Raw genomic sequence first — 26005 nt, forward strand, 5'->3', positions numbered from 1 at the left:
CCGCCAGGCCTAAGCCCACAGTGGGCGTCCCGGGTCGAATCCTCCCTCCCCAGACCTCGGTTCCGGACAATCCCCAACGTGTGCAATAACGGCGCAATAACGGCGCGATAACGGGGTCGGGGGTTCACTGGAAGGGCATTGCACACTTGCAGCTTCATGGGGTTCTTGGGGAGAACAGCGATGCTCACTGATCCAAACCGCCATTCTCTGGCGACCCTCGTGACCAAGCTCATGGCAAGAGAACGAGGGATATCATGCCGATCATTAAGGATCCGTACCTGTTCAACGAGCAAAGTCTGTTCGTCGACTTGGAAGCGGTGCTGGGCCGCCGCCTCTACCTGAAGATCGAGGGCTTCAACTTCGCTGGCTCGATCAAGCTCAAGCCCGCGCGGGAGATGGTGGAGCGCGCCGAGCGGGAGGGATTGATCGGCCCCGGCTCCACCCTGGTGGAGTCCTCTTCGGGCAACCTCGGCGTCGCGCTCAGCATGATCGCCGCCAGCAAGGGATACCGGTTCGTGTGCGTGATCGATCCGCGCTGCAACCCGGCCACACGGCAACTCATGGAGTCGCTCGGGGCACAGGTGGATTTGGTCACCGAACCGGACCCCGTCGACGGCTTCCTCGGGGCCAGGCTCAACCACGTCCGGGACCTGTGCGAGTCCGACGAGCGGTACATCTGGCTCAACCAGTACACCAATCCCGGCAACTGGGGAGCGCACTACCGCTGGACTGCCCCCGAGATCTCCCATCAATTCCCCGAACTGGACGTGCTGTTCGTGGGAGCCGGGACAACGGGAACCCTGATGGGTTGCGCAAGGTACTTCCGCGAGCACCGGCCCGATGTCCGGATTGTCGCGGTCGACGCCGCAGGATCGGTCTCTTTCGGCGGCCAGCCGGCCACCCGCCTGATCCCGGGTCTGGGCATGAGCGTGCGGCCTCCGCAGCTCGACGAGTCCTTGATCGATGACGTGGTGATGGTCGAGGAGCTCGACACGGTGCGCGCCTGCCACCGCCTCGCGGCGGGCGGGTTCCTGCTCGGTGGCTCCACCGGGACCGTGGTCCACGGCGCCCTGTCCTGGCTCGCCGACCACGACGCCCAAGACGCCACGGCGGTGGCCATCTCCCCGGATCTGGGCCGCCCGTATCTGGAAACCGTCTACGACCCCGACTGGGTGCTCGACCACTTCGGGGCCGAAGCGCTCGCAACCGCCGACGTGACGGCGGCTCCGGACCAACGGTCCGACCCGGCGTCGGGACGTCGGCACACGGCACCCGCGGCCGATCCCGTCGCCACCGCCTCGCTAAGGAGTTTTGTGCAGTGAAACTGCCCGTCGACGACCTGAAAGGGTCACCGCGTTCCACAACTCCGACGAGTCCCCCGACCCCTGAGGCACCCGCGGCTCCGGCCGGGAACGGCTCCCCCGGCACGCCGGCCTCTGGTGCGCGCGTTGCCTTGGAGCGCCGGCTGGCGGAACTTCTCGCATCGGTGGTGAAGAAGGACGATGTCCCCGTGGACGCCAACTTTTTCTTGGAGCTGGGCGCGGACTCGCTGGTGATGGCCCAGTTCTGCGCCCGCGTGCGCAAGCAGCCGGACCTTCCTGCCGTGTCGATCAAGGACATCTACCAGAACCCAACCATCGCGGCGCTTGCCGCGGCCCTGGCACCGGCGGAAGAGGCGACGGCGCAAGCACAGTTGCAGGAAAGGTTAACGGAACTGCTTGCCGGCGTGCTCGGCGTCGAGCACGTGTCGGCGGACGCCGACTTCTTCCACGATCTGGGCGCCGACTCGCTGGTGATGGCCCAGTTCTGCGCCCGCGTGCGCAAGCAGCCGGACCTTCCTGCCGTGTCGATCAAGGACATCTACCAGAACCCAACGATCGCGGCGCTGGCCGCGGCCCTGGCACCGGCGGAAGAGGCGACGGCGCAAGCACAGTTGCAGGAGAGGTTGACCGAGGTGCTCGCCGGTGTGCTGGACATCGAGCAGGTGCCGGCGGACGCCGACTTCTTCCACGATCTGGGCGCCGACTCGCTGGTGATGGCGCGGTTCTGCGCCCGCGTGCGCAAGCAGCCGGAGCTGCCCCAGATATCCATGAAGGAGATCTACAGCAACCCGAATATCACCGCATTGGCGGCGGCCCTGCAGGTTCCTCCGCCGCAGGACAAGGAGACGGAACCCTCGCCGACCGTGGCCTCCGTGCCGGAGACGCCTCCGCCGATGGACGCGCGGACCTGGGAGTATGTCGCCTGCGGCGCCCTGCAGGTGCTCGTCTACATCGGCTACTGCCTGCTTGCCGGCCTGATCACGGTCGTGGGGTACCTGTGGCTATTCCCGGCCGCAGGGTCGGGCAACCACGACTGGTTGACCCACGGGACGCCCTTTTGGGAACTCTACCTGCGGTCGATCGCATACACCGCCGCGACGTTCGTAGTGATGTGCATCCTGCCGGTGGCCGCCAAGTGGATTTTCGTCGGCCGCTTCCGGCCCAGGGAGATCCGCATCTGGAGTCTGGCCTACTTTCGGTTCTGGTTGGTCAAGGCGTTAATGCGCACCTCTCCCCTCTCGCTGATGGCCGGTTCGCCGCTGACGACCTTCTATCTGAGGGCCATGGGGGCGAAGGTCGGCCGCAACGTGATGATCATGACCAATCGGCTGCCGATCTGCACCGACCTGCTGACGATCGGCGAGGGGACCGTGATCCGCAAGGACGCCATGCTCAACGGATACCGTGCCCACGGCGGCGTCATCCAATTGGGTGGGGTCACGCTGGGCCGGGACGTGATCATCGGCGAGGGGAGCGTCCTGGACATTGACACGGTGATGGGTGACCGCTCGCAGCTGGGCCACAGGTCCACGCTCTACACCGGCCAAGCCGTGCCCGAGGGCGAGCGGTGGCACGGCTCGCCGGGCAGGCCCGGGGCTGCGGACTACGCCACGGTCGAGCCGACGCCCTACCGGCCGTCGCGCCGTGGATGGTTCGCCGTTTCCCAGCTCCTGGGCACGGTCGGGCTGGGCCGCACCATGTGGGGACTGGCGATCGCGCTGGTCATCCTGGCGAACCCGAACATCGCGGCCCTTCTGGAGCCGCAGGAGCTGGCGTTCACCGACTGGGTCTTCTACGCCGACGCCGCCGTCTACGCCGGCCTGGGCATCATCGGTGGAACGCTCGTGGCGTTGGTCCTCATCACGACCCTGCCGCGTCTGCTCCAACTCGCGCTGAAGCCGGACAGGGTGTATCCGCTGTTCGGGCTGCGTGACGGGGCGGCACGGGCTGTGTCCAAGATGACCAACAGTCCGATGCTCGGGCAGTTGTTCGGCGACAGCTCCTACATCGTGAACTACGTGCGGGCCATCGGATACCGCCAGCCGCAGGTCGAACAGACCGGCTCAAATTTCGGCACGGGGTTCAAGCACGACAACCCGTTCCTCTCGACCATCGGCACCGGCACGATGATCGCCGACGGGGTGTCGTTCATGAACACTGACTACTCCGCGACGTCGTTCAAAATCAGTGAGGTGGCGATCGGTGCTCGCAACTTCCTGGGCAACGCCGTTCTGTACCCGGCCGAAGCCAAGACGGGGGACAACTGTCTGCTCGCGACCAAGGTCATGGTCCCCGTCGACGGGCCGGTGCGCCAGGGCGTGGGCCTGCTCGGATCCCCGGCGTTCGAGATCCCCCGCTCGGTGCTGCGGGACACCCTCCCCGAGGAGCAACGGAGCCGCGCCGACCTCCGCCGTGACCTGGCGGCCAAGAACGGCCACAACCTGCGGACCATGGCCCTCTTGATGCTGGCGCGGTGGTTCAACGCCATGGTGGCCCTGCTGGCGATGTTCGCCGGCCTCGAACTGTCCGACCAATTCGGTTTCCTTGCGATCAGCGCGTCGTTCGTCCTGATGCTCGTACTCGGCGTGCTGGTCCCCGTCGGCCTCCAGCACGTCGCGACAGGGTTCCGGCGGCTCCGGCCCCAGTTGTGCTCCATCTACAACCCTTACTTCTGGTGGCACGAGCGGTACTGGAAGCTGCAGGCCCAGAGCCGGTATCTGGCTCTCTTCAATGGAACGCCGTTCAAGCCAATGGTCTGGCGTCTGCTGGGCGTGCGGATCGGCTCCCGGGTCTTCGACGACGGCCTCGGGATCGTCGAGCGGTCCCTGGTGACGATCGGCTCCCGCTGCACGATGAACAACGGCACCACCATCCAGTCCCATTCCCAAGAGGACGGGATGTTTAAGTCCGACTACAACGTCGTCGGGGACGACGTCACGCTCGGCGTCGCCGCCTTTATCCACTACGGCGTGACCGTTGAAGACGGTGCCGTTGTCACCGCCGACTCCTTCGTGATGAAGGGGACGACACTCCCTCGGGGAACCCTCTGGGGCGGCAACCCGGCCGAAGAGGCCCAAGTCGCCGCCACGTCGCCCGTCGCAATGGAAAGGCCCGTGTCATGACCACCACCTCTGCGCTGACCTGCCGCACCGTCGCCGACCACCCGTCGGGCCTGGGCAACGACCGGACCGCCCCCACGGGTGCCGCGCCGACGGCGATTCCCAGGTGGACGCAGGACCGCCAGCCCGGTCAGGGGCGGGTCGAGGTGGCGGTTCCCGAAGACCTGCGCCAAGCTGTGCGGACGCTGTCCCGCACGCTGAAAGCGACCCCTGCATCGATCTGGCTGGCGGCCCACGCACGGGTGCTCCAGGCGCTGTCCGGCGAAACAGAGGTCACCACCGGCTGCAGGGACGCAGCGGGAACCTGGCCCTGCGAACTCGATCTGGGACAAGGGTCGTGGCGGGCGCTGGTCGCCGCGGCGCACATCCGGAAGGCTCAGGCCCACGCCGATCGAGCCGGTGGACCGCAGGCGGGGCAGCCGCCGGCTTCCGCTGGGTATGAGGTGCTGCTCAGCACCGATCAGGACGACGACCCCGAACTCGAGGAGGGCCTCGTCCTGGGCGTGTCCCTCCGCGACGCCGCAGGCGGCGACGCGTTGCGCCTGCACTACCGGCGCGACGTCCTCGACGAGGACGCGGCCCTCCGGATCGCCGGCTACCACCTCGCCGCACTCCGCCATCTGGTCGCCGACCCCGAGGCGGAACCCGCCGACGCCGACCTCGTCGATCCCGACGAGCGCTTGCTGCAACTGGAACAGCTGGCCGGACCCGAGCGGCCCCGGCCCCAGCGGCGCTTCCACGAGCTGTTCGAGGAGCGTGTCCGGCAGCATCCCGAACGCATCGCGGCAGTCCAGGATGAGCGCGAGTGGACGTACTCGGAGCTGAACGCCCGCGCCAATCGGATCGCCCGCGCCCTGCTCGCACGCGACCTGCGGGCGGAGGACATCGTGGCAGTCGTCGCCGAAAGGGATCTGGAGTGGATGGCCGCCGTCATCGGCGTCTTCAAGGCCGGAGGTGCGTACCTGCCGATCGAACCGCACTTCCCCGCTGATCGGATCGCCAGAACCCTCACCCGGGCCGGGTGCCATGTGGTGCTGACCGAAGGCGGCAGCACCGCCACGCTCGACGAGGCACTCGACGGAATGCCTTCGGTCACAAAGCTCCTCTTCGAGGACGTTGAGGCCGAGGGGCACGCCGACGACGATCCCGGCGTGGAGGTGCGGCCAGACCAACTCGCCTACGTCTACTTCACCTCGGGTTCCACCGGCGAGCCGAAGGGTGCCATGTGCGAGCACGACGGGATGGTGAACCACCTGTACGCCAAGATCGAGGACCTGGGGATCACCCCCGGCGACGTCGTCGCCCAGAGCGCGCCCCAATGTTTCGACATCTCGTTGTGGCAACTGGTCTCGGCGCTGCTCGTCGGCGGCCGCACACACATCGTCGGGCAGGACCGTATCCTCGACGTCGAGCGGTTTATCGACACGGTGGAACGGGGCGCGGTGGCCGTCTTCCAGGTCGTCCCGTCGTATCTGGACGCGGTGGTGGCATACTTGGGCGGCAAACCCCGCGCCCTGCCACACCTCCGCTGCGTCTCGGCGACCGGGGAGGCCCTGAAACGTGAGCTGGTCCGCCGCTGGTTCGACGTGATGCCGGACGTCAAACTGGTCAACGCCTACGGACTGACGGAGACCTCGGACGACACGAACCACGAGGTGATGAGCGCAGCGCCCGCGGGCGGCTCCGTGCCACTGGGCCCGCCGATCCCGAACGTGCGGATCCACATCCTCGACGAGCGGCAGCGGCTCGTGCCGCTCGGAGCGCCGGGCGAGATCGCCTTCTCCGGGGTCTGCGTGGGCCGCGGCTACATCAACGACCCGGAGCGGACGGAGCAGGCGTACTCCACCGACCCCTACGTGGACGGCGCGCGGCTCTACCGGGCTGGCGACTACGGCCGCTGGTCCCCGGACGGCAAGCTGGAGTACCTGGGCCGGCGGGACAACCAGGTCAAGATCTCCGGGTTCCGCATCGAGATCGGCGACATCGAGAACGCGCTGTTGCGGGTTCCCGGCGTCCGCGACGGCGCCGTCGTCGTCGGCGAGGGCGCCGGGCAGTCCAAGTTCCTCGTGGCGTTCTACTCCGGCAACCGGTCGCTCGAGGTCGACGAAATCCGCAACGAGCTGGCCGCGCGGGTGCCGGGCTACATGGTTCCGTCGGCCTACAGGTGGCAGGAGAGCCTGCCCCTGACCGGCAACGGGAAGATCGACCGGAAGGTCTTGACCCGCTTGGCGCGGGAAGTCGCTCCCGAGTCCGGCACCGCCACGGAAGCGCTCTCGGTCACCGAGCAGCGGCTCGCCGAGGCCTGGGCGACGGTGCTCGGCCTCCCGGCAGACCGGATCGGCGGGCAGGACTCCTTCTTTGCACTGGGCGGGACCTCGCTGTCCGCGGTGAAGCTCGCCGTCCTGCTCAAGCGCGCGGTATCGATCAAGGACATCATGCAGACGCCCGTCCTGGCGGACCTGGCGACTCTGCTCGAGGCCTCGTCGCCGGCGGACGCCGCCATTCCGCCCGCCCCGCGGCTGGCGGAAGCCGGCGCGGAGCCCCACTCCATGGCCCCTGTGGCAGGACAGGTTGGCCACTCCCCGCTACCCGTGAAACGAAAGGACCTCTGATGTCGTCTCAAACACCCAGGATCCAGTTCGACGTGGAACGCCAAGCCGGCCGCGCGCCGATGCTCACGGTCGAGGACGGGCCCGACCCCGTACGGTGGGCCGAACAGAACCGTGAGTCGCTGCGTGCAACGGTGGATGAGCACGGCGCCGTCCTGGTCCGCGGTTTGAACCTCCGCGATCCGGCCGAAGTGGCTGATGCCTTCCAGCGACTGGTTCCAAGCGGCCTCATGCCGGACAGGGAGGCTTTCGCCACCAGGCAGCCCTACTTGGACGGCGTGTACTCATCCCTCACGTGGCCCGCGAACCAGCCTATGTGCATGCACCACGAGCTGAGCTATGCGCTTGAGTTCCCCGGACTGATGCTCTTCGCCTGCCTCCAGGCACCCCAAGTCGGTGGGGTGACCGGCGTGGCGGACGCCCGCGCCGTGCTCGACGCCATCCCCCCGGACATCGTCCGGCGGTTCGAAAGCGAGGGATGGCTGCTCGCCCGCAGCTACAACCAGGACATCGGCGCCTCCTACGAGGAGGCCTTCGGGGTCTCCGACCGCGCCGACGTCGAGAGCTACTGCCGGGCGCACGAGATCGAGTTCGAGTGGCAGCCCGACGGAGAGCTGCGCACCCGGCAACGGCGCCCGGCCGTGGTCCGGCACCCGGCGACCGGCCAACGCTGTTGGTTCAACCAGATAGCCTTCCTCAGTGAATGGACGATCGCGCCCGAGGTGCGGGAGTACCTGGTGGACGTCTACGGTCCCGACGGACTGCCGTTCAACACGCACTTCGGCGACGGCGAACCGATCGGCGAGGACATCGTCGCCCTCCTCAACGAGATCTACGAGGTCCACACCCTGCGAACCCCCTGGGAGATGGGGGACCTCATGCTGGTCGACAACGTCCGCATGGCCCACAGCCGCGAGGCGTACGAGGGACCTCGGGAGATCCTCGTCGGCATGGCCGAGCCCCGCAACGTATTCGATCTCGATCCCCACGCCCAGGACGGTGCACCATGACAGAATTCGCCACTCCCCCAGTCACAGCGGCCGTAGAGCCGAAGACGGTTCCGCCTTTCGCGGTCATTGCGGGGGCCCAGGTGCAGCAGGTGCTCCAGGGGCGGGAGAAGCAGGTCGTCGAGCTGGTCGAGCAGACCTACCGGGTGCATGCAGCCGGGGACTCGGTAAACCCCCCGTCCTACTTCCTGCAATTCCCGGACCGGCCCACCTCGCGCATCATCGCCCTGCCCGCCTCGGTCGGCGGAGAGGTGGAGGTTGACGGCATCAAGTGGGTCTCCAGCTTCCCGGACAACGTGGCATCGGGGATTCCGCGGGCCTCGGCGGTATTGATCCTCAACGACCGGGCGACGGGCTACCCCTTCGCGTGCATGGAGAGCTCCATTATCAGCGCCTCCAGGACGGCCGCATCGGCCGCCGCGGCCGCGGACTGGCTCAGCCGGGGCCGCGGGCGTCCAAGACGCATCGGGTTCTTCGGCGTTGGCCTCATTGCCCGCTACATCCACACCTTCCTGAACGCGACCGACTGGTCCTTCGACGAGATCGGGGTGTTCGATCTCTCGGCCGAGAGCGCGGAGGGTTTCAAGGGCTATCTCGAACGCAGCGGCACCCAAGCCCGGGTGACCGTGCACGAAGGCCCCGAGCAGCTGATCAAAAGCAGCGACCTCGTCGTTTTCGCCACGGTGGCGGGCCAGCCGCACGTGCAAGACCCCACATGGTTCGCGCACAATCCGCTGGTGCTGCACGTGTCCCTGCGCGACCTTGCCCCGGAGATCCTGTTGGCGTCGACCAACATCCTCGACGACGTCGACCACTGCTTGAAAGCCGGGACGTCGGCCCATCTCGTGGAGCAGATGGTCGGCCACCGGGACTTCGTCGACGGCACCTTGGCCGACGTCATGGAAGGAAAGGTCTCACCGGCGGACGACCGCCCCGTGGTGTTCTCGCCGTTCGGCTTGGGCGTACTCGACTTGGCGGTGGGCAAGTACGTCTACGACGAACTTGCCAGCAGGGGGCAGCTCCGAGTAGTCGAGGACTTCTTTTCCGAACTGCGTAGGTACGGCTGACCCGGCGGCCAACCACGTTCATCGATTCGCACCCACCGAGGAGTGACACAATGCTCTCGTTAGCGCAGATGCTGGGGAATGTGTCCCAGGCACACGTCCAGTCCCCTGATGACTGGGCACTATCGGTCACAGATGTCCTGCGGGACGCCGCGATCTACCACCAAGCGAGAAACGGCTTCTACCGTGCCCAGTGTGATGCGTTGGGAGTCGATCCCGCCGCGATCAACGACATTAACGACCTGCAAGACCTGCCCCTGTTGCCGGTCGGCATGTTTAAGCGTCCCGACGCCCAGGTGCTGCTTACCTGCTCCCTGGCCGACGTCGAGACCGAGACCCAATCCAGCGGAACCCACGGTGTCCAGTCCGTCGCCCGCCGCAACAGCGAGACCATGACCCGGGCGCTGGTTGGCCTGATCGGGACCTATCGGGAGTTCTTCAACTTGTCAGGGGGCGCGGGCCTTTTCTTGAACCCGACGGACGCCGAAGCCTCGGAGATGGGTCTGCTCAAGGACTTCAACATCCTCAACAGCGTCTTCGACCACCACGCCTACCTCGTTGCCGACCAAGCGTTCGATGCCAGGGCGGCCCTGGAGCACCTGAGCCGGTGGAAGGGCCATATGACCCGGCACATCATCGGTCCGCCGTTCCTCATCGGCCGGCTTCTCCGGTTCCTCGAGCAGGAGAGAATCACCATGCGCTTGGACCCGTACAGCATGATCATTACTCTCGGCGGTTGGAAGCGGCACACGGCAGATGCCATCCCTGCCGAAGACTTCCGTCAGCGGTGCCACGACCTGCTCGCCGTGCGCCCGGGGAACGTGCGCGACATGTACGGGATGATCGAGTCGAACATGCTCGCTGTCGAATGCCACCTGCATCGCAAGCACGTCCCGCCGTGGTGCTACATCTCCATCCGGGACCCAGGCCAGGTCGGCAAGGAGCTCGCTCCGGGGGGCTCCGGCACCATCGCCATACTGGACGCCCTCAACACCAGCTACCCCGGTTTCCTGCTCACCGACGACGTGGGCGACGTCGAGACCGGCACCTGCGGCTGCGGGCGAACCGGCCAGGTGATCAATTTCCGCGGTCGGGGGCAGGGCGGCGGGCTTGGCAACTGCCCCGTCAGCATCGAGCGCTACCTCGACTCCCGCACCGCCGCCAACGATGAGGCGCCGGCTCTCGTGAAGGCCTGAGTCCGCGGCACCTCAGCCGGCGCCCTGCTCCGTTGGCGTGCCCTCGGCGAGGCCTCCCTCGATGCCGCCGAGCGAGACCGTCGCGCTGATGAGGGTCTCGGTCATCTGCTCCAGCACGGCCATGTCCACGTTGTCGATGGTGTCGCAGGCCTGGTGGTAGCACTCGTCGTACTGATCCCCGGCCTGCCCGCCGAACGTGAGCGCCTCGGCCTCGCTCTTGGTCCCCGCATCGCCGGTGAACAGGCCCCCGGCCGGGATACCGCCCTGTACGAACGCGTCGTAGTCCGAATCCTCGATGAACCCAAACGGCAGCGCCTCGACCCCCTCGGCGCTCAGGATGTCGAGGAAGACCTGTTCGACGGCGCCCGACCCCTCGGGCCCGGCCTCCTCGCTGTCCGAGGCGTCGCCGTCATACACGAACACGACCCCGTTCGGCGAGCCCACCACGTCGACGTTCAGGTACGCGACGTGTGCGGCGGACTCCGCGCCGGAGAGCTCCTCGACGTAGTGTTCCGAGCCGTGCATTCCGTCTTCCTCACCGCCCCAGAACGCGAATCGGATCCGATCCCGCGACACGGCGCCCTGCTCCGCGAGCCGCAGCGCGACCTCGAGCACTGCGGCGACCCCGCTGCCGTTGTCGTTGAGTCCGGGCCCCTCCTCCACCGAATCCAGGTGCGCGCCGAGCACCAGCACGCCCCCTGAGCCGCTGCCGGTGCCGCTGCCGGTGTCGGTGTCGGCCAGGATGTTGAACGCGTCCACGGGGTTGCGCCGGCCGTAGCTGAACTCCTGCCGCCGCGGTTCGTACCCCGCCGCGCGCAGCTGCTCCTCGACGTACGCCGCGGATGCCTCGTAGCCCCCGGTGGCATCGGCCCGGTTCCCGCCGTTCGCATCTGCCGCCGCCTGCAGCGCCTCCAGGTGCCGCCTCAGCGCACTGGGCTTTACCACCTCGCGCACGAAAGACGGGTCCGGCGGGGTATCCACCTGCACAGGCGGCCGCGGCTCGTCTGAACAGGCGGCAACGCCGCCGACCAGTGCCGCGCACAGCGCAACGGCCCATAGCCGGGTGCCTCGATGAGGATGGTTCTGGAAACGCGGCGGTACGGATGCTGCACCACGCATGTGGGCTCCCCCAAGTCTGCGTCCTGGACGCTGGTGGGCTCATGCTACGCCCTGCGGGTCCCGCGCGGGAAGAACTAGTTGCCCGAAATAACCGCCGGCGGGACGGGGCTGGGTCCTGGTCTCTTTGTAACGTGGGTCCGGCCCCGTCGAGCTGGGCCCAACGGCACGGAACCCCCGCACCTGAGAGGTACGGGGGTTCCGTGAGCGCCGGATGGTTCCGACGCCGTTGACGCAGTTGTTACGCGCCGGTCAGCTTCTCACGCAGTGCAGCCAGGGCTTCGTCGGAAGCCAGGGTGCCGCCGGTGGAGGCCGGAGCCGCCGGGGCGTCGGAGGAGTAGCTGGTCGGTGCGGCCTCGGACTCGCCCGGAGCCTGGGCTTCCTCAGCCAGCGAAGCAGTAACCTGCTTCTTGTGCGCTTCCCAGCGAGCCTGGGCGTCAGCGTACTGCTGCTCCCATGCGGCGCGCTGTGCTTCGTAGCCTTCGAGCCACTCGTTGGTCTCCGGGTCGAAGCCCTCCGGGTACTTGTAGTTCCCCTGCTCGTCGTACTCGGCAGCCATGCCGTACAGAGCGGGATCGAACTCGGTGCCCTCGGGGTCTACACCCTCGTTGGCCTGCTTCAGCGACAGCGAGATGCGGCGGCGCTCCAGGTCGATGTCGATGACCTTCACGAAGACCTCGTCATTGACGGAGACAACCTGCTCGGCCAGCTCCACGTGGCGCACGGCCAGCTCGGAGATGTGCACCAGGCCCTCGATGCCGTCTTCGACGCGAACGAACGCACCGAACGGCACCAGCTTGGTGACCTTGCCCGGGACGATCTGGCCCAGGGCATGGGTGCGGGCGAAGGTCTGCCACGGATCTTCCTGGGTGGCCTTCAGCGACAGGGACACGCGCTCGCGGTCCAAGTCCACCTCGAGCACCTCGACGGTGACTTCCTGGCCAACCTCGACGACCTCGGAGGGGTGGTCGATGTGCTTCCAGGACAGCTCGGAGACGTGCACCAGGCCGTCGACGCCGCCCAGGTCCACGAAGGCACCGAAGTTGACGATCGAGGAGACGACGCCCGGACGGACCTGGCCCTTCTCCAGCTTGTTGAGGAAGGTGGAACGGACCTCGGACTGGGTCTGCTCAAGCCATGCACGACGGGACAGCACCACGTTGTTGCGGTTCTTGTCCAGCTCGATGATCTTCGCTTCGATCTGCTGGCCGATGTACGGAGCCAGGTCGCGCACGCGGCGCATTTCGACCAGGGACGCGGGCAGGAAGCCGCGCAGGCCGATGTCGAGGATCAGGCCACCCTTGACAACCTCGATGACGGTGCCGGTAACAACACCGTCCTCTTCCTTGACCTTCTCGATGTCGCCCCAAGCGCGCTCGTACTGAGCACGCTTCTTGGACAGGATCAGGCGGCCTTCCTTGTCTTCCTTGGTCAGCACCAAGGCTTCGACCTCGTCACCGACGGCGACTACATCGCCCGGGTCGACGTCGTGCTTGATGGAAAGCTCGCGGGAGGGGATGACACCTTCGGTCTTGTAACCGATGTCGAGCAGGACTTCGTCGCGGTCAACCTTGACGACAGTGCCTTCGACCAGATCGCCATCATTGAAGTACTTGATGGTTGCGTCGACGGCTGCGAGGAAGTCTTCAGCGGTACCGATGTCGTTGATGGCGACCTGCGGGGTACCGGGCTTCTCGGTGGAGGTGATGGTCATGTAGTAGGGGCTCCGATGTGGATAGTTTTCGAAAGTTCCGTGACTGCCCTGCCTCCCGGCGCACAACGGCACTCAACCGCTGCTGCCCCTGGGATGCATTGCCGTTTACGGAAACGGACTGATGTATTTTGGTGAAGCTCATGGAGCCTGCCCTCCGTTGGAAGGGGCTCTCCATACGCATTACGCGCCCAATAAGTCTAGCCGGTTACCCCAATTCGGGCAAAGCGCGTCAGAAATGCGTGATGCAGTACGGGGCGGTGTCCGTGGCGAACAGGCTGTCCAGACGGTCGACCGTTTCCTCGGATGCCCCGGAGAAGTGCCCGGCCGCCGCCAGCGTCCTGGCCCGGACCCCGCCGAGGAAGAGAGAGCCGAGCGAATCCACCGGCACGACGGCGTCGACGTCGGCGTCCGAGGCCAGCCGGTCGACTGTTCCGCGGCCGTCCTGCACGGTGAGCCGGTAGACGCCGCCGCAGATGTCCAACGGATCGCTAATCCGCACCGTGCAGGCGCCGTCGTGAACGTACGGCCTGGTTTGCAGGACCGTCACCGGGTCCAGCACGCGCAGCCACAAGACGTCCTCCCCAGCCTTCACCTCATAGCCTCGGCTGTCCGTCAGCCCCCAGGCCAGCGGATCTTGCTCCGGGCAGAGCGGGAACTGGATCCGCTCCATCAGGTCCAGCGATCCGAGATAGCGCCACAGTTCCAAGTAGGCGGCCTGGCTGGCAGCCACCAGATCAATCACTTTCACGGTGTAAGGCTTGTTCTCCCAGCCGGCGAAGCGATAACTGACGTAGCCGTCCGGGCGGCCATCGCCGTCGTAATGGACTGCCGCGCGCAGCGCCTTGTCCTCCGCCGCGCTGTCCTGGCTCCAGCGGCCCGAGACGCGCAGGGCGTAGCTGGCTTGACGGCCAATGGAACCCGGGACGCGGATGTGGAACCGGTTGAACAGTTCCGGCGCCAGCTCCTGGAGCGAAGCCGGTTCGGCCAGCTCCATCGAGCCCGTCGCCGGGGCACGCAGTCCGAACCGCTCCCTGACGTCGATCTCCACTTCACGGGTGAACGTGGCGGCACCGAAACCGAACCGCCCGTAGATGGTGGCCTCGGATACCGTCAGGGCCGCCATCGCCAGCCCCTGGTCGGCCGCGTGTTTCAGGTCGTCGGTGATCATCCGCCGCAGCAGACCGCGGCGCCGGTGCGTTGCCCGGACGGTCACGGCGGTAATGAGGTGCGTGTCCATCAGCCGCCCGCCGCCCACATTGAGGGTGTTGACCATGGTGGCGTAGGTGGCGACGGGTACCTGGTTGTCCCACACGCCGGGGCGCGGCGAATCGTCGTAGGCGCCCCAGAGGACACGCCGATCGGCGCCGTAGGCCTTCGTGTAGGCGGCGACGTCAGCCGGATCCGGCTTCTTGTCGTAGAAGCCGAAGCTGACGGCCTCGAACCAGCCGAGCGTCCTGGCATCCGGTGCATCGCCGTCCAGTCCGGCGGCAAATCGCTCGATGCGGAGGTCCTGTCGGTTGTCCTGCATGTGGGTGGTCACGGTTTGTGAGCCTAGCGGCACGTCCCCCGCTCCGCCAGAGCACACCGTGCTCCGAAGGTGCCATGTCTACAAGCCCGAGGTGCAAGACGGTCACGTTGCCCTCTGGTGTCACTGCTCGCGGCCGAAGCCATAGCGGTTGCCGTCACGGCGTACCTGACCGAGGGCGGCCTGCTCGGCCGCCTCGCCACACCCGCATGAATCAGGCCGGCTAGTGGCCGGCTTCCTGCCAGTTGGCGCCCACGCCCACCGAAACATCCAGCGGCACAGACAGGTCCGCTGCGCCGCCCATCTGGGCCCGCACCAATTTCTCCACCTGCTCCCGCTCCCCCGGTGCCACTTCCAGCACCAGTTCATCGTGGACCTGCAGCAGCATCCGTGACTTCAGCCCCTGACTTTCCAGCTCTTGGGCGACGCCGAGCATCGCCTTCTTGATGATGTCCGCGGCGGAGCCCTGGATCGGTGCGTTGAGGGCCGCCCGTTCCGACATCTCCCGCAATTGCCGGTTGTCGCTGGCCAGATCCGGCAGGTACCGGCGCCGGCCTTCGATCGTCGAGGTGAACCCGTCAACCCTGGCCTGGTCCACCACGCCACGCAGATAGTCGCGGACGGCCCCGAACCGGGAGAAGTAGTCCTTCATCAGCGTCCGGGCCTCGTCCACCGAGATGTTCAGCTGCTTGGACAACCCGAACGAACTCAGTCCATACACCAGGCCGTAGGACATGGCCTTGACCTTGGCGCGCATCTCGCTGGTCACGTCCTCGGGCGCGACTCCGAAAATGTGTGCGCCGACAAACCGGTGCAGGTCCTCGCCGGAGCGGAAGGCTTCGATCAGGCCTTCGTCGCCGGACAGGTGGGCCATGATCCGCATTTCGATCTGCGAGTAGTCCGCGGTCAACAGCGTCTCGTAGCCCTCGCCGACGACGAAAGCTTCCCGGATGCGCCGGCCTTCTTCCGAACGGACCGGAATGTTCTGCAGGTTCGGGTTGATCGAGGAGAGCCGTCCGGTGGCGGCCACCGTCTGGGCATAGGTGGTGTGGATCCGCCCATCGTCCGCCACCGTCTTGCGCAGGCCTTCCACCGTCTGCCGCAGCTTCGTGGCATCGCGGTAGGTCAGCAGTTGGACCAGGAACTCATTGCCGGTCTTGGCAAACAGATCGTTGAGTGCGTCGGCATCGGTCGAATAACCGGTCTTGATCTTCTTGGTCTTGGGCAGGCCCAGGTCATCGAATAGCACGGCCTGCAACTGCTTGGGCGAGCCCAGATTGATTTCCTTGCCGATGATGCCGAAGGCCGCCGAGCTGGCGGCGTCGATGGTGACCGTGAAGTCGTCCACCAGCCGGTCCAGCGCGCCGGCGTCCATCGCAATGCCAGCCAGTTCCATCCGCGCCAGTACCAACGACAGCGGCAGGTCCAGCCCGCCCATCAGCTGGTTGGCGCCGCGCTCGACCAATTGTCCGGCGAAATGCTCGCTCAGTTGCAGCGCTGCGAACGCCTGGACCACGGCTGGACCGGCCTTGTCATCCTCGGTCAGGCCAAGCTCCAGCTGTCCGCTCGCGGCAGCATCGGGGGCCGCCACGGACATCTTCAGGTGGTACTGAGCCAGGTCAGCCAGTTCGTAGCTGCGGCGGTCGGGCTGAATGAGATAGGCCGAAATGGCGGTGTCATCCACCACCCCCAGCAACTCGAATCCTCGCCGCGAGAGAACCTTGTAGGCGTACTTGAAGTCGTGGACGATCTTCGGTGCGTCCAGGTCGGACAGCCAGTGTGCCAGCAGCTGCTCGGCCTCGGCGTCCAGCGAGGCCAGCGGCACATAGGCCGCTCGTGCGTGCGCCACCAAAGCCAGCCCGACGGCGTCGTCCCCGCCTTCCGCGGTTTCCGCCACGAGCTGCAGGGCGACGTTCAGCTGGTTGGACTCCGCCAACCACTCCTTGAGCGCAGCCGCTTCCGAAACCACCTGATGAGCCGGGGCATTCACCTCCGTCTCACGAACGGCGTCTTCCTCGCCGAAGAGGTCGAAGAGTCGCTTACGCAGGGTGTTGAACTGCAGCGCATCGAAGAGTTCCTCGATGGCGGCGCGGTCGGGGTGCTGCAGCACCATGTGCTCCAGCTCCACCGGCAGCTCCAGATCCCGCAGCAGGTGGTTAAGCCGCCGGTTGCGCTTGACCGAGTCAACATTGGCGCGCAGGGATTCGCCGACCTTGCCGCCGATGGAATCCAGATTCTCCAGGATGCCGTCCACCCCGCCGTACAAGTTGATCCACTTGGCAGCGGTTTTGGGACCCACACCCGGAACGCCGGGCAAGTTGTCGGCCGTTTCGCCGACCAGGGCGGCCAGGTCGGAGTAGCGCTTTGGCGGGACGAAATATTTGGCCTCCACCGCGGCGCTGTCCATCGGCGGGATGTCGCTGATGCCCTTCTTCGGGTACAGCACGGTGACCTTGTCGGTGATCAGCTGGAAGGCATCGCGGTCGCCGGAGACCACCATGACTTCCCACCCAGCGTCTTCAGCCTGGCTGCTGAGCGTTGCGATGATGTCATCGGCTTCGTAGCCGTCAAGGGTGACGGTGGGAATCTGCATCGCCTCCATCACCTTGACGATCAGGTCCACCTGGCCGTGGAATTCCTCCGGTGTCTTGTTCCGGCCACCCTTGTACTCGGCATACTCCTGTGTGCGGAATGTGGGGGTGTCCAGGTCGAAGGCCACCGCAACGTGGGTAGGTTCGCGCTGCTCGATCATCTTGATCAGCATGGAAGTGAAACCATAGACCGCATTCGTGTGCTGGCCGGTATCCGTGGAGAAGTTCTCCACCGGCAGCGCGTAGAAGGCGCGGAACGCCATGGAATGTCCATCGATCAGCAACAGGCGGTGAGGGCCGGAAGACTCGCCCTCTACTCCGGTCACGGGGGCCCCGCCGGTGTCCAAAGTGGCTGTCGCTGCGTCCGGTTTGTTAGATTCACTCACACCTGCCAGCCTAGTTCCCATGAGCGACAAATTCACACCCGACGGCGGTGTGCCCGAACACGTGCAGGCCTCCGCTGGGGCGACGATCGCAGAACTCGTCGACGCCGGCGTTCCGGAACACCTGCACCGGTGGCTCGTGCATACCGGCGTCGGTCCGCTGGTGGTCAAGATGGGCATCGTTTTCAGCGAAATGACACCACAGCGCATCGTCGCCAGCATGCCGGTGGAGGGAAATACCCAGGTGGCGGGCATCCTGCACGGCGGCGCCCACGTTGTGCTGGCCGAAACGCTCGGTTCCTTCGCCGCGGCGCTGCACGCAGGCGCCGGGCGCCACGCCGTCGGGATTGAAGTTGGTGCCAGCCATCACCGGTCTGTTTCGTCCGGGCTGGTCACTGGAACGGCGACGGCGATCCAACTGGGCCAATCCCTCACAGTCCATGAAGTGGTGATGACCGACGACGAGGGACGTCGCCTCTCCACGGCACGGATCACCAATATGATCCGCGATAACCGCTGACGCAAGCGCCCCGGGAATGCGCATGTGACGATGTGCTCCGCAGTCAGGCTGCTTCGCCGACGATGTGGCCCCACGGACTTCGAACAACGGCCCATCCCTTCTCAGCGTTGACGCCGGGGCGGGGATCGTCCGCGGCATTCATTTGTCGCATGGCGACATTGACCACCGCCAAGGCGTGACGGACCGCCTGGATAGCTCGCGGCTCGGTGCCTTCCGGCGCGTCCATGCCACCGGTTTCGGGGACGGCCCCTAGCGTGCCGGGTAGGGGTGGTGCGGTGGAGGTGTAGGTGTGGCCGGTCGGGGTGGTGGTTTCCACGCTGTGCCGGGGTGCGTCGATGGGTTTGGTGGACCAGCCGTCGGCTTCCTTGGCGTGGTTGCAGCGCTCACACAGCCCCTGCCCGTTGGCCAGGGTGGTGGGTCCGCCCTCGGACCAGGCGACGATGTGGTCGATGTGCCGGATCGGCGCGTCGCACCAGGGACCGCCGCAGAACGCGTCCCGGGCCATGACCATCCGCCGGATCCCGTCCGGGAACTTCCGCGCCTTCGAGTCCATGCCCAGCAACTGCCCCGTCCCCGGCGCGGTATACAGCCGCCGGATCCAGACATCCTCCACACCGCCGACCTTCAGGTTCCGCAGCCTGACCAGCCGGGCCTGCTCGCGGGCGGTCTTCCAGCCCGGCTCCGTCCCGGCCGGCGGTGCCTTCTGCCCGGTTCCCGCACCAGGCGGAGCCTTCTGCCCGAAGCCGCTGCCCGGTGGACCGGACGGGTTCCGAGGCGGTGGGCTTTGGCCGGCTTGATTCCCACCGGTAGCGGCAGTGGCCAGCTCCTGCGGGTCCTGGGGCAGGCGGATCAGGTCGCGGGCGTACTGCGCCGGGACGATGCCGTACCCGGTGAGCCAGGCCGGTTCCCTCTCGCCCTGCAGCAGCGCCCGGTCGGTCATCACCAGCTGCAGTTCCAGGGCGGCGGGGTCGGCGGTGGAACGGCCGGTGACGCGTTCAAACACGGTATCGGCCATCACCTGGCCGCGGGTCCGCGGGTCCCCGGCGTTGGCCAGCCGGTCCGCTTCCTGCTGCAGCGCGGCCATCACCGCGACCCCCTGCACCACCGGCAACAGGGTCCGGACCGAGACCATCACATCCGGTTCGGGCCGGGAGGAGACATACCGGTCCGCTTCGGCCTTCGCGGCCCGCTTCACCACCGCGTGCGGGTCCAACCGGCAGGCGGCGCGTTTGGCTTCGGCTTCCAACTGCCGGTTCCCGAGCCCGTGCAGGCGGTCCGGGTTCCCGGCCAGTTCCTCATCCACCACCGCCCGGTGTTCCAGGTTCAGGCAGTCGGTTTCCCTGACCAGGATCGCCGCCCGATGCTCGTTCAGTCTCCCCGCCCCGAGTGCCTGGAGCGTGTGCGGCATCTGGTTGACCAGCACCTTGGCCCGGCCCAGCAGCAAAGCGCCGTAGTTCGGTGACTCCCGGCGCGCCAACCCGACCTGCTTGGCGATCCCCTCGCCCTGCCGGGCGGCGGGCACGCCCTTGGCGGCCCGCTCGGCCCGGATCCGCTGATCCAGGGCGACCATGAGCCTGGCCTGCTCCGCGGCGATCGCGTCCTTCGCGTTCTCCCTGGCGGTGATCTGGTCCACCAACCCGGCCGCAGGCGCCTCCAGATCGACCGGCGGCAACGCGATCGCCGAGCCGTTGCCCGCTGCGGGTGGTTCAAGTGCTGCCGGATCAACCATGAGTGCGTCTCAATCTTCAGCGCGCCCTAAAGAGGCGCGGCATCGACTACGAACGGTCGCGGAACAAAGCCCGCAGACGCCACCAGGAAAACCTGCCCGGTGGCCAACGTTTGGTACTGAACTGCTACTGAAAACAGCCTATAAGCCGGGTCGGACATTCTCGGGTCCGGGCGGAACTGCAGTGGAAGAGGCTGGAGCGGGGGCAGCCGGGATCCATGCGCAGGCCACGCTATGTACCGGCACTACCTGTTTCAGATCCCGGGACAGGACCGGCAAACCTCATCGGCATGGGTGCGCCCGAGAGAGAACCTCGCCCGCAGGCAGCGGAACCTTAGGTTTCACCTGAGCGACCAGCACAGCTCAACTGCTGGCGGGCGTGAGGTCGTAGTGCAACTCCACCAAATCGCCCAAGGCGCGGGTGGCACGAAGCCGGGCCGGCGCCGTCGTGCGTGAGACAGGTAGTAGCGGCTGGCCGCCGCCCAGCGCGACCGGGACCAGGGTGAGAATCAGTTCATCGAGAAGCCCGGCGGACGCGTATTGGGCAGCGAGCTGACCGCCGCCTATCAGCCAGATGTCTTTCTCCCCTGCGTCGGCGCAGATGCTCGGATGGAAGATATCGACGTCACCGCGCACAAACGTGATGTCAGCCCCGCTAATGCCCGGCAGTTCATGGTGTGTGAAAACCCACGTGGGAGTTGAGCCGTAGGCCCAGGCATCCGGCGCCTGTTCCAGCAGGAATTTGTACGTCTCGGAGCCCATCACAATCACGCCGACGCGCTCCATAAACGTTTCGATGCTGTCCTGGACGCCGGCGGCGTCGTTGAACTGCATCAGCCAGTCAAGCTTGTTCCTGCGGTCGGCAATATACCCGTCCATCGAGCTGCCGACATAGTAGATAGTCCGGGCCATGGGCCCATGCTAGCCAGCGGGAGGGCCTAGTGAAAGGCGGGCACGATCAAGTAGATGCCGTAGCCCACAGCCACGGCAGCCACCGCGAAGCTCAGGTAAGCCAGTCCGCGGTAGGCGGGGCGGCGCGACTCGGGCGCGTCGGATGCCACGGCCAGCAGGCGAACGCCGAGGCCGTAGGAACCGACCACGAGCAGTGCCGAAACGAGGGTCGCGACGGCAACAATCAGAAATGCCAGCCAGTCGATGTTCATCGTTCCACCCCTACATCGGTGCCGTCTTGGTTGCTTGTGGTCCCTATCTTGGCGGGCCGAGCGGCGGCCGCCGTAGCTTGCTTCCGGCCCGCTTGCTTCCGGCCGGCTACCTGATCGGGTCGGCCTGCCTCTTCGGGACTAGCCGTCGGCTCGAGGGGTCCTGCCGAAAGTGCGGCCAGCTGTTTGGCCCGCTTCTTGGCGGTGGCCTTGCGCTTCTTCTTCCGCTTGATCCTGACGACTTCACCGGCCTGATCGACGTCGCTGATGGCGTTGTCATGACCGATCTGGTTGCGCTTGGACCTTATGTACATCAGGCCGATCACCACCGCGCCGGCAACGGCGTCAATCACGACGCCAACCATCCCCAGGTGCGCAATGAACGCGGCCAGCGCGCCGATGCCGCCGGCCGCCGGCAGGGTCAGCAGCCAGCCAATGCCAATGCGCCCGGCGGTGTCCCAGCGGACCTTCGCACCCTTGCGGCCCAGCCCGGACCCGATCACCGAACCGGAGGCTACCTGGGTGGTCGAGAGCGCGAAGCCCAGATGGGACGAGGCCAAGATGGCCGACGCCGTGGAGGACTCCGCGGCGAAGCCCTGGGCGGGCTTGACCTCGGTCAAGCCGGAACCCATGGTGCGGATGATCCGCCACCCGCCGGAGTAGGTGCCGATGGCGATGGCGAGTGCACAGGACAGGATGACCCAAAACTCCGGGCCGGTGCCTGCGGCCTGGAAACCGCCCGCGATCAGCACCAGGGTGATGACGCCCATGGTCTTCTGCGCGTCGTTGGTTCCGTGTGCCAGGGCCACCAGCGAAGAGGAGAAGATCTGGCCGTAGCGGAAACCGCCGCGTTTGGGGCTGGAGGCGCTCTCGTCCCGTTTGGTGATCCAGTAGGCGAGTTTGGTCGCCAGATACGCCACGGTTCCGGCAATCAGCGGCGCCAGGATGGCCGGCAGCAGCACCTTGGACACCACAACGCCGTAGTCCACCGCTTGGAAGCCGGCGCCGACGATGGCAGCACCGATCAGCCCGCCGAAGAGGGCATGCGAGGAACTTGACGGCAGGCCCAGCAGCCACGTGATGATGTTCCACACGATCGCACCGATCAGCCCGGCAAAGATCATCAGCGGCGTGATTTGAATGCCGCCCTCGCCCTCGCGGATGAGTCCGCCCGACACGGTCTTGGCCACTTCCGTGGAGAGGAACGCGCCCACCAGGTTCAACACGGCTGCCAGTGCCACGGCGGTCTTGGGTTTGATTGCCCCGGTGGCAATCGGCGTGGCCATCGCGTTCGCCGTGTCGTGGAAGCCGTTGGTGAAATCGAAGAACAGCGCCAGCACGACGACGAGCGCGACTATGAAGGTGAGGTCCACCTAGTTACCCAATCTTGTTGGAAGAATTCATCGTCAGTTCACCGGGCCGGGGTTGTGAACGCAACCTATCGGCGAGCCGCCTTCCGATTGTAGAGCGCTGCCGAGGCCTCGCAAACCGGGCCGGGTCCGCTTGGGCTTGCCCGCCTCGGAGCGCCGCAGTACAACGGTGGGATGGACGCGAAAACTGCGACGTGGATCACGGCCTACCGGCAGGCGTGGGAGACCAACGATCCGGACCAGATCGGAGCCTTGTTCACCACCGACGCCGAGTACCGGCCCGACCCGTGGACGGCGCCGTGGCGCGGTCGGGACAACATTGTCCGGGAGTGGCTGGCACGCAAGGACGAACCCGACGCCGCGACCTTCGAGTGGCACGAAGTCGCGGTGGCCGACGGCGTTTCCGTGGTGGAGGGAACGACGGTGTATCGGGATGGACCCACGTACAGCAATCTGTGGGTGATCCGCCTCGACGGCGAAGGCCACGCGACGCATTTCACCGAGTGGTGGATGGACCAGTCGAACGCCTCCTGACGCCGTACGGTCGAGCCGGCCGCAGCCCGTGGAATCACCCCGTGCACCAACTGCTCGTGGATCAACTCGTGGATCAACCAGCGCCCGGGGTCGTAAGCTCGGGGAATGGCGAGATACTTCGACGTCCACCCACAGAACCCACAACCCCGGTCGATAGGCCAGATTGTGGACCTTGTCCGGTCCGACGCTTTGATCGTGTATCCGACCGACTCCTGTTATGCGTTCGGTGCCCAGTTGGGCAACCGGGACGCCCTGGACCGGATCCGGACCATCCGCCAACTGGACGGCAAGCACCACTTCACCCTTGTCTGCAAGGACTTTGCCCAACTGGGCCAGTTCGTGCACATCGACAACAAGGTCTTCCGCAGTATCAAGGCGGCCACGCCCGGCAGCTACACCTTCATCCTGCCGGCCACCAAGGAAGTTCCCCGCCGGTTGCTGCACCCGAAGAAAAAGACGGTCGGTGTCCGTATTCCGGCCAACAACGTAGTCCAGGCCATCCTGACGGAACTGGGCGAGCCGCTGCTTTCCAGCACGCTGCTGCTGCCAGGCGAGGACGAACCGATGACCCAGGGCTGGGAGATCAAGGAGCGGCTGGAGCATGTGGTGGACGCGGTAGTGGACGCCGGCGACTGCGGCTCCGAACCGTCCACCGTCGTCGACTTCTCCAGCGGCGCCGCCGAGGTGGTCCGCCACGGCGCCGGCGACCCGTCCCGGTTCGAGTAGGCCGGGTCAGTCCTTCTTGCGCGCCCTGCTGGGCTGGACCCGCGGTGGCTCGCCCGGCATCTTCGGATAGTCCGGCGGGAACGGCATCTCCCCCAGTCCGGCGGCGAGGTCGCGTTCCCACCACTGCAGCAGGACGTCGATCTTGCCCGGGTTATCGTGCATTTTCGCCCAGGGGTCACCGGTTGACTTCAGGCGGTCCGGCACCGTGGCAATGGTGAAATTCTTCGGGTCCGCCGTCTCCAGCTCGTCCCAGTCGATCGGACAGGAAACCGAGGCGTGTGGCAGCGCCCGCGGGCTGTAGGCACCGGCCATGGTCCGGTCGCGGTTGGCCTGGTTGAAGTCCACGAAGATCCGCTCGCCGCGCTCCTCCTTCCACCAGGAGGTGGTCACCTGCTTCGGCATCCGCCGCTCAATCTCGCGCGCGGCCGCAATAACGGCGTGGCGCACATCTAGGAATTCGTGCGTTGGTTCAATCGGGGCGAACATATGCAGCCCGCGGTTGCCGGACGTCTTGATGAAGGCCTCAAGTCCGGCCTCGGCCAGCACCGACCTCAGCTCGATGGCCACCGGGATGGCATCGTCGAAGGACGTCCCCGGCTGGGGATCGAGGTCGATGCGCAGCTGATCGGGGTTGTCGGAGTCCTCGGCCCGGGAAGGCCACGGATGGAACACCACGGTGTTCATCTGGACCGCCCAGACGGCGGCGGCAGGCTCATCGAGCACCAGTTGCGGGTGCGATCGGGCGCTCGGATAAACCACCATCACCGAACGGACAAAGTCCGGAGCACCCTTGGGCGGATTCTTGGAGAAGAACTGCTCGCCGTCGATCCCGTCGGAGAACCGTTGCAGGGACACCGGGCGGTCGCCGTTGGCGCGGATGAATGCCTCCCCCACCTCGGCGATGTAGCGCGCCAGATCCAGTTTGGTGATGCCGAGGTCGGGCCACATCACGCGGCTCGGGCTGGAGATGCGTACCTCACGCTCACCGTGCGGTCCATCGACCGTCAGCGTTGTTTGTTCGCTGGCCATGGGAACACCTAAACATACACATGTGTCTTCTGGCGAGGGCATGATGGGAGCATGCAAGTCCGCGAGTCACATGTGTCCATCGACGTCGGCCAGAGCACCGTCTCCGGCGTCTATGCCCGGCCGGATGCCCCGGTGGCCACATTGGTGGTGGCCCACGGCGCCGGTGCCGGCATGGATCACCCGTTCCTGTCCGGCTTCACCCGCGCATTGAACGACGACGGCGTTGCCACTTTGCGCTTCAATTTCCCCTACCGGGAGGCCGGCAAGCGGTTCCCTGACCGGCCGCCGGCCGCCATCGAGGCGTGGCGCGCGGCCATGCAGGAAGCTGCCGCACGTTCCGACGGCGAGCCGCTGTGGGCGGCCGGGAAATCCTTCGGCGGCCGGATGGCGTCCATGGCCGTGGCGGAGGGCATGCCCGCCGCCGGCCTGGTCTACCTGGGCTATCCGCTGCACCCGCCGGGGAAGCCGGAGAAGCTCCGCGACGAACACCTGTACGGCCTGACGCTGCCGATGCTCTTCCTGCAGGGCACCCGGGACACCTTCGCCACCCGCGAACTGCTCGAATCCGTCGTCGACCGGATCGGGCCGAACGCAGTTCTGGACTGGCAGGAAGGCGGCGACCATTCCTTCAGCGTGAAGGGCCTCAAACGTTCAGCGGACGACGTCGGCGCCTCCTTGGCGGCGCCCGTGACGGAATTCCTGCGCTCACACCGCTGACGTTCAGCGGCACCCGGACCGTCTTCAGCACACAGCCGGGGCTACGACTGATCGATATCGACAATGGTGTCGATCGTCCGCGGGGAGGTTATTGGATCCGCATGACGGTGGGCAACCTTCCACTGGCCGTCCTCCTTCCGGAACACCGTCGTGACCCGCAGTGATACCGGGAGCATATCCCCGGAGCCGCCGACCTTCGCGCGGGTCCGCTCGATTTCCACCATGTAGGCCAAGTCCGTCCCGGCGTACGCGGTCACCCGCTCGAACCGGTTGGGTTCGCCCTCCCTGAGCAAGGAAGCCGCACGCTCCATGGTCTGCTCGATCTGGTCCCTGCCCCGGGCGGGAGGGCCAAGCGGATTTGCGAGCGTCACGTCGTCCTGGCTCGAAAACAGTTCCTCCTGGAGCGCAGGGTCCCCCCGGACGAACGCATCCAAGGCGTGATGGTAGCGCTCAACGATCGGATCAAGACCGGACCAAGACATGATTCCTCCTACTAGCTGTACTGACCAGGCAGGTTGGTTGAATTCGTGTGACGACACGATCTGAATTGATGGGATGACGAAGGCCCCCTGATGTG

The 26005-nt window shown here is 66.4% G+C and carries 20 protein-coding genes; 10 read left to right on the forward strand and 10 right to left on the reverse strand.

Translation table 11 applies throughout. The features are described 5' to 3' along the window. Positions 1-254: 254 nt before the first annotated feature. From sbnA to MNQ99_RS11180, 6 genes are read left to right on the forward strand one after another with little or no spacing between them, the layout of a single operon-like run. A complete protein-coding gene (gene sbnA / locus MNQ99_RS11155) occupies positions 255-1322 on the forward strand; it encodes a 2,3-diaminopropionate biosynthesis protein SbnA (RefSeq protein WP_241912995.1) in 1068 nt (355 codons plus the stop codon). Continuing rightward, positions 1319-4444: a Pls/PosA family non-ribosomal peptide synthetase gene (locus MNQ99_RS11160; RefSeq protein WP_241912996.1), complete on the forward strand. Its 3126-nt coding sequence runs from the start codon at positions 1319-1321 to the stop codon at positions 4442-4444. The genes sbnA and MNQ99_RS11160 overlap by 4 nt, the downstream gene beginning before the upstream one ends. Further along, entirely contained in the window at positions 4441-7053 is a 2613-nt protein-coding gene (locus tag MNQ99_RS11165; RefSeq protein WP_241912997.1) for a non-ribosomal peptide synthetase, read from the forward strand. Before MNQ99_RS11160 ends, MNQ99_RS11165 begins: the two co-directional genes overlap by 4 nt. Then, positions 7053-8060, forward strand: coding sequence for a TauD/TfdA family dioxygenase (locus MNQ99_RS11170; RefSeq protein WP_241912998.1), 1008 nt, complete (start codon positions 7053-7055; stop codon positions 8058-8060). The genes MNQ99_RS11165 and MNQ99_RS11170 overlap by 1 nt, the downstream gene beginning before the upstream one ends. After that, the gene (gene sbnB, locus MNQ99_RS11175; RefSeq protein WP_241912999.1) at positions 8057-9124 is read left to right on the forward strand and encodes a 2,3-diaminopropionate biosynthesis protein SbnB; all 1068 of its coding nucleotides are present in this window, start codon (positions 8057-8059) and stop codon (positions 9122-9124) included. The genes MNQ99_RS11170 and sbnB overlap by 4 nt, the downstream gene beginning before the upstream one ends. A gap of 50 nt (positions 9125-9174) precedes the next feature. Next, entirely contained in the window at positions 9175-10317 is a 1143-nt protein-coding gene (locus tag MNQ99_RS11180; RefSeq protein WP_241913000.1) for a LuxE/PaaK family acyltransferase, read from the forward strand. Between the two features lie 12 nt (positions 10318-10329). Here MNQ99_RS11180 and MNQ99_RS11185 read toward each other — a convergent pair whose 3' ends face one another. The 4 genes from MNQ99_RS11185 to polA form a co-directional block, all read right to left on the reverse strand. Further along, positions 10330-11436 (reverse strand): M20/M25/M40 family metallo-hydrolase, encoded by a 1107-nt coding sequence (locus tag MNQ99_RS11185; RefSeq protein WP_241913001.1) that lies wholly within the window; start codon positions 11434-11436, stop codon positions 10330-10332. 238 nt (positions 11437-11674) lie between these two features. Next, positions 11675-13147 (reverse strand): 30S ribosomal protein S1, encoded by a 1473-nt coding sequence (gene rpsA, locus MNQ99_RS11190; RefSeq protein ID WP_241913002.1) that lies wholly within the window; start codon positions 13145-13147, stop codon positions 11675-11677. A gap of 229 nt (positions 13148-13376) precedes the next feature. Then, positions 13377-14687 carry a GNAT family N-acetyltransferase gene (locus MNQ99_RS11195; RefSeq protein WP_241913003.1) on the reverse strand — a complete coding sequence of 437 codons (1311 nt, stop codon included), beginning with the start codon at positions 14685-14687 and terminating at the stop codon, positions 13377-13379. 208 nt (positions 14688-14895) lie between these two features. Then, complete coding sequence (polA, locus tag MNQ99_RS11200) at positions 14896-17670, reverse strand: DNA polymerase I (protein ID WP_277883543.1); 2775 nt, start codon at positions 17668-17670, stop codon at positions 14896-14898. Between polA and MNQ99_RS11205 the strand changes: the two genes are divergently transcribed. Then, on the forward strand, positions 17669-18166 hold the full coding sequence (locus MNQ99_RS11205) for a hotdog fold thioesterase (RefSeq protein WP_127514619.1): 498 nt from the start codon (positions 17669-17671) through the stop codon (positions 18164-18166). The two genes, polA and MNQ99_RS11205, sit on opposite strands and share 2 nt — an antisense overlap. A gap of 43 nt (positions 18167-18209) precedes the next feature. Here the strand turns inward: MNQ99_RS11205 and MNQ99_RS11210 are convergent, their stop codons facing one another. The 4 genes from MNQ99_RS11210 to MNQ99_RS11225 all read right to left on the reverse strand — a co-directional run bounded on the left by MNQ99_RS11210 (position 18210) and on the right by MNQ99_RS11225 (position 22425). Next, positions 18210-19895: an HNH endonuclease gene (locus MNQ99_RS11210; protein ID WP_241913004.1), complete on the reverse strand. Its 1686-nt coding sequence runs from the start codon at positions 19893-19895 to the stop codon at positions 18210-18212. 360 nt (positions 19896-20255) lie between these two features. Continuing rightward, complete coding sequence (locus tag MNQ99_RS11215) at positions 20256-20804, reverse strand: dihydrofolate reductase family protein (protein WP_241913005.1); 549 nt, start codon at positions 20802-20804, stop codon at positions 20256-20258. Positions 20805-20830: 26 nt separating this feature from the next. After that, a complete protein-coding gene (locus tag MNQ99_RS11220) occupies positions 20831-21055 on the reverse strand; it encodes a hypothetical protein (RefSeq protein ID WP_127514623.1) in 225 nt (74 codons plus the stop codon). After that, positions 21052-22425 carry an inorganic phosphate transporter gene (locus tag MNQ99_RS11225; RefSeq protein ID WP_241913006.1) on the reverse strand — a complete coding sequence of 458 codons (1374 nt, stop codon included), beginning with the start codon at positions 22423-22425 and terminating at the stop codon, positions 21052-21054. The genes MNQ99_RS11220 and MNQ99_RS11225 overlap by 4 nt, the downstream gene beginning before the upstream one ends. Positions 22426-22596: 171 nt before the next feature. Here MNQ99_RS11225 and MNQ99_RS11230 point away from each other — a divergent pair, with 171 nt between their 5' ends. Then, positions 22597-22956: a nuclear transport factor 2 family protein gene (locus MNQ99_RS11230; RefSeq protein WP_127514627.1), complete on the forward strand. Its 360-nt coding sequence runs from the start codon at positions 22597-22599 to the stop codon at positions 22954-22956. Between the two features lie 105 nt (positions 22957-23061). Further along, entirely contained in the window at positions 23062-23682 is a 621-nt protein-coding gene (locus MNQ99_RS11235) for an L-threonylcarbamoyladenylate synthase (RefSeq protein WP_241913007.1), read from the forward strand. A gap of 6 nt (positions 23683-23688) precedes the next feature. On the opposite strand, the gene ligD is transcribed toward MNQ99_RS11235, so the two are convergent. Continuing rightward, positions 23689-24711, reverse strand: coding sequence for a non-homologous end-joining DNA ligase (gene ligD, locus MNQ99_RS11240; RefSeq protein WP_127514632.1), 1023 nt, complete (start codon positions 24709-24711; stop codon positions 23689-23691). 51 nt (positions 24712-24762) lie between these two features. Here ligD and MNQ99_RS11245 point away from each other — a divergent pair, with 51 nt between their 5' ends. Further along, positions 24763-25428: an alpha/beta hydrolase family protein gene (locus tag MNQ99_RS11245; RefSeq protein ID WP_241913008.1), complete on the forward strand. Its 666-nt coding sequence runs from the start codon at positions 24763-24765 to the stop codon at positions 25426-25428. A gap of 41 nt (positions 25429-25469) precedes the next feature. On the opposite strand, the gene MNQ99_RS11250 is transcribed toward MNQ99_RS11245, so the two are convergent. Then, positions 25470-25910, reverse strand: a complete 441-nt coding sequence (locus MNQ99_RS11250) for a YybH family protein (protein ID WP_241913009.1) — start codon at positions 25908-25910, stop codon at positions 25470-25472. Between the last annotated feature and the right edge of the window lie 95 nt (positions 25911-26005).

It is taken from the genome of Arthrobacter sulfonylureivorans (genome assembly GCF_022637435.1).
In the GTDB taxonomy this organism is placed as follows: domain Bacteria; phylum Actinomycetota; class Actinomycetes; order Actinomycetales; family Micrococcaceae; genus Crystallibacter; species Crystallibacter sulfonylureivorans.

Coding starts and splice junctions, on each gene's coding strand:
- MNQ99_RS11185 (WP_241913001.1), bottom strand. CDS start 11,436: ATGCGTGGTGCAGCATCCGTACCGCCGCGTTTCCAGAACCATCCTCAT.
- sbnB (WP_241912999.1), top strand. CDS start 8,057: ATGACAGAATTCGCCACTCCCCCAGTCACAGCGGCCGTAGAGCCGAAG.
- MNQ99_RS11250 (WP_241913009.1), bottom strand. CDS start 25,910: ATGTCTTGGTCCGGTCTTGATCCGATCGTTGAGCGCTACCATCACGCC.
- sbnA (WP_241912995.1), top strand. CDS start 255: ATGCCGATCATTAAGGATCCGTACCTGTTCAACGAGCAAAGTCTGTTC.
- MNQ99_RS11210 (WP_241913004.1), bottom strand. CDS start 19,895: ATGGTTGATCCGGCAGCACTTGAACCACCCGCAGCGGGCAACGGCTCG.
- MNQ99_RS11170 (WP_241912998.1), top strand. CDS start 7,053: ATGTCGTCTCAAACACCCAGGATCCAGTTCGACGTGGAACGCCAAGCC.
- ligD (WP_127514632.1), bottom strand. CDS start 24,711: ATGGCCAGCGAACAAACAACGCTGACGGTCGATGGACCGCACGGTGAG.
- polA (WP_277883543.1), bottom strand. CDS start 17,670: ATGGGAACTAGGCTGGCAGGTGTGAGTGAATCTAACAAACCGGACGCA.
- MNQ99_RS11235 (WP_241913007.1), top strand. CDS start 23,062: ATGGCGAGATACTTCGACGTCCACCCACAGAACCCACAACCCCGGTCG.
- rpsA (WP_241913002.1), bottom strand. CDS start 13,147: ATGACCATCACCTCCACCGAGAAGCCCGGTACCCCGCAGGTCGCCATC.
- MNQ99_RS11230 (WP_127514627.1), top strand. CDS start 22,597: ATGGACGCGAAAACTGCGACGTGGATCACGGCCTACCGGCAGGCGTGG.
- MNQ99_RS11215 (WP_241913005.1), bottom strand. CDS start 20,804: ATGGCCCGGACTATCTACTATGTCGGCAGCTCGATGGACGGGTATATT.
- MNQ99_RS11165 (WP_241912997.1), top strand. CDS start 4,441: ATGACCACCACCTCTGCGCTGACCTGCCGCACCGTCGCCGACCACCCG.
- MNQ99_RS11205 (WP_127514619.1), top strand. CDS start 17,669: ATGAGCGACAAATTCACACCCGACGGCGGTGTGCCCGAACACGTGCAG.
- MNQ99_RS11245 (WP_241913008.1), top strand. CDS start 24,763: ATGCAAGTCCGCGAGTCACATGTGTCCATCGACGTCGGCCAGAGCACC.
- MNQ99_RS11180 (WP_241913000.1), top strand. CDS start 9,175: ATGCTCTCGTTAGCGCAGATGCTGGGGAATGTGTCCCAGGCACACGTC.
- MNQ99_RS11220 (WP_127514623.1), bottom strand. CDS start 21,055: ATGAACATCGACTGGCTGGCATTTCTGATTGTTGCCGTCGCGACCCTC.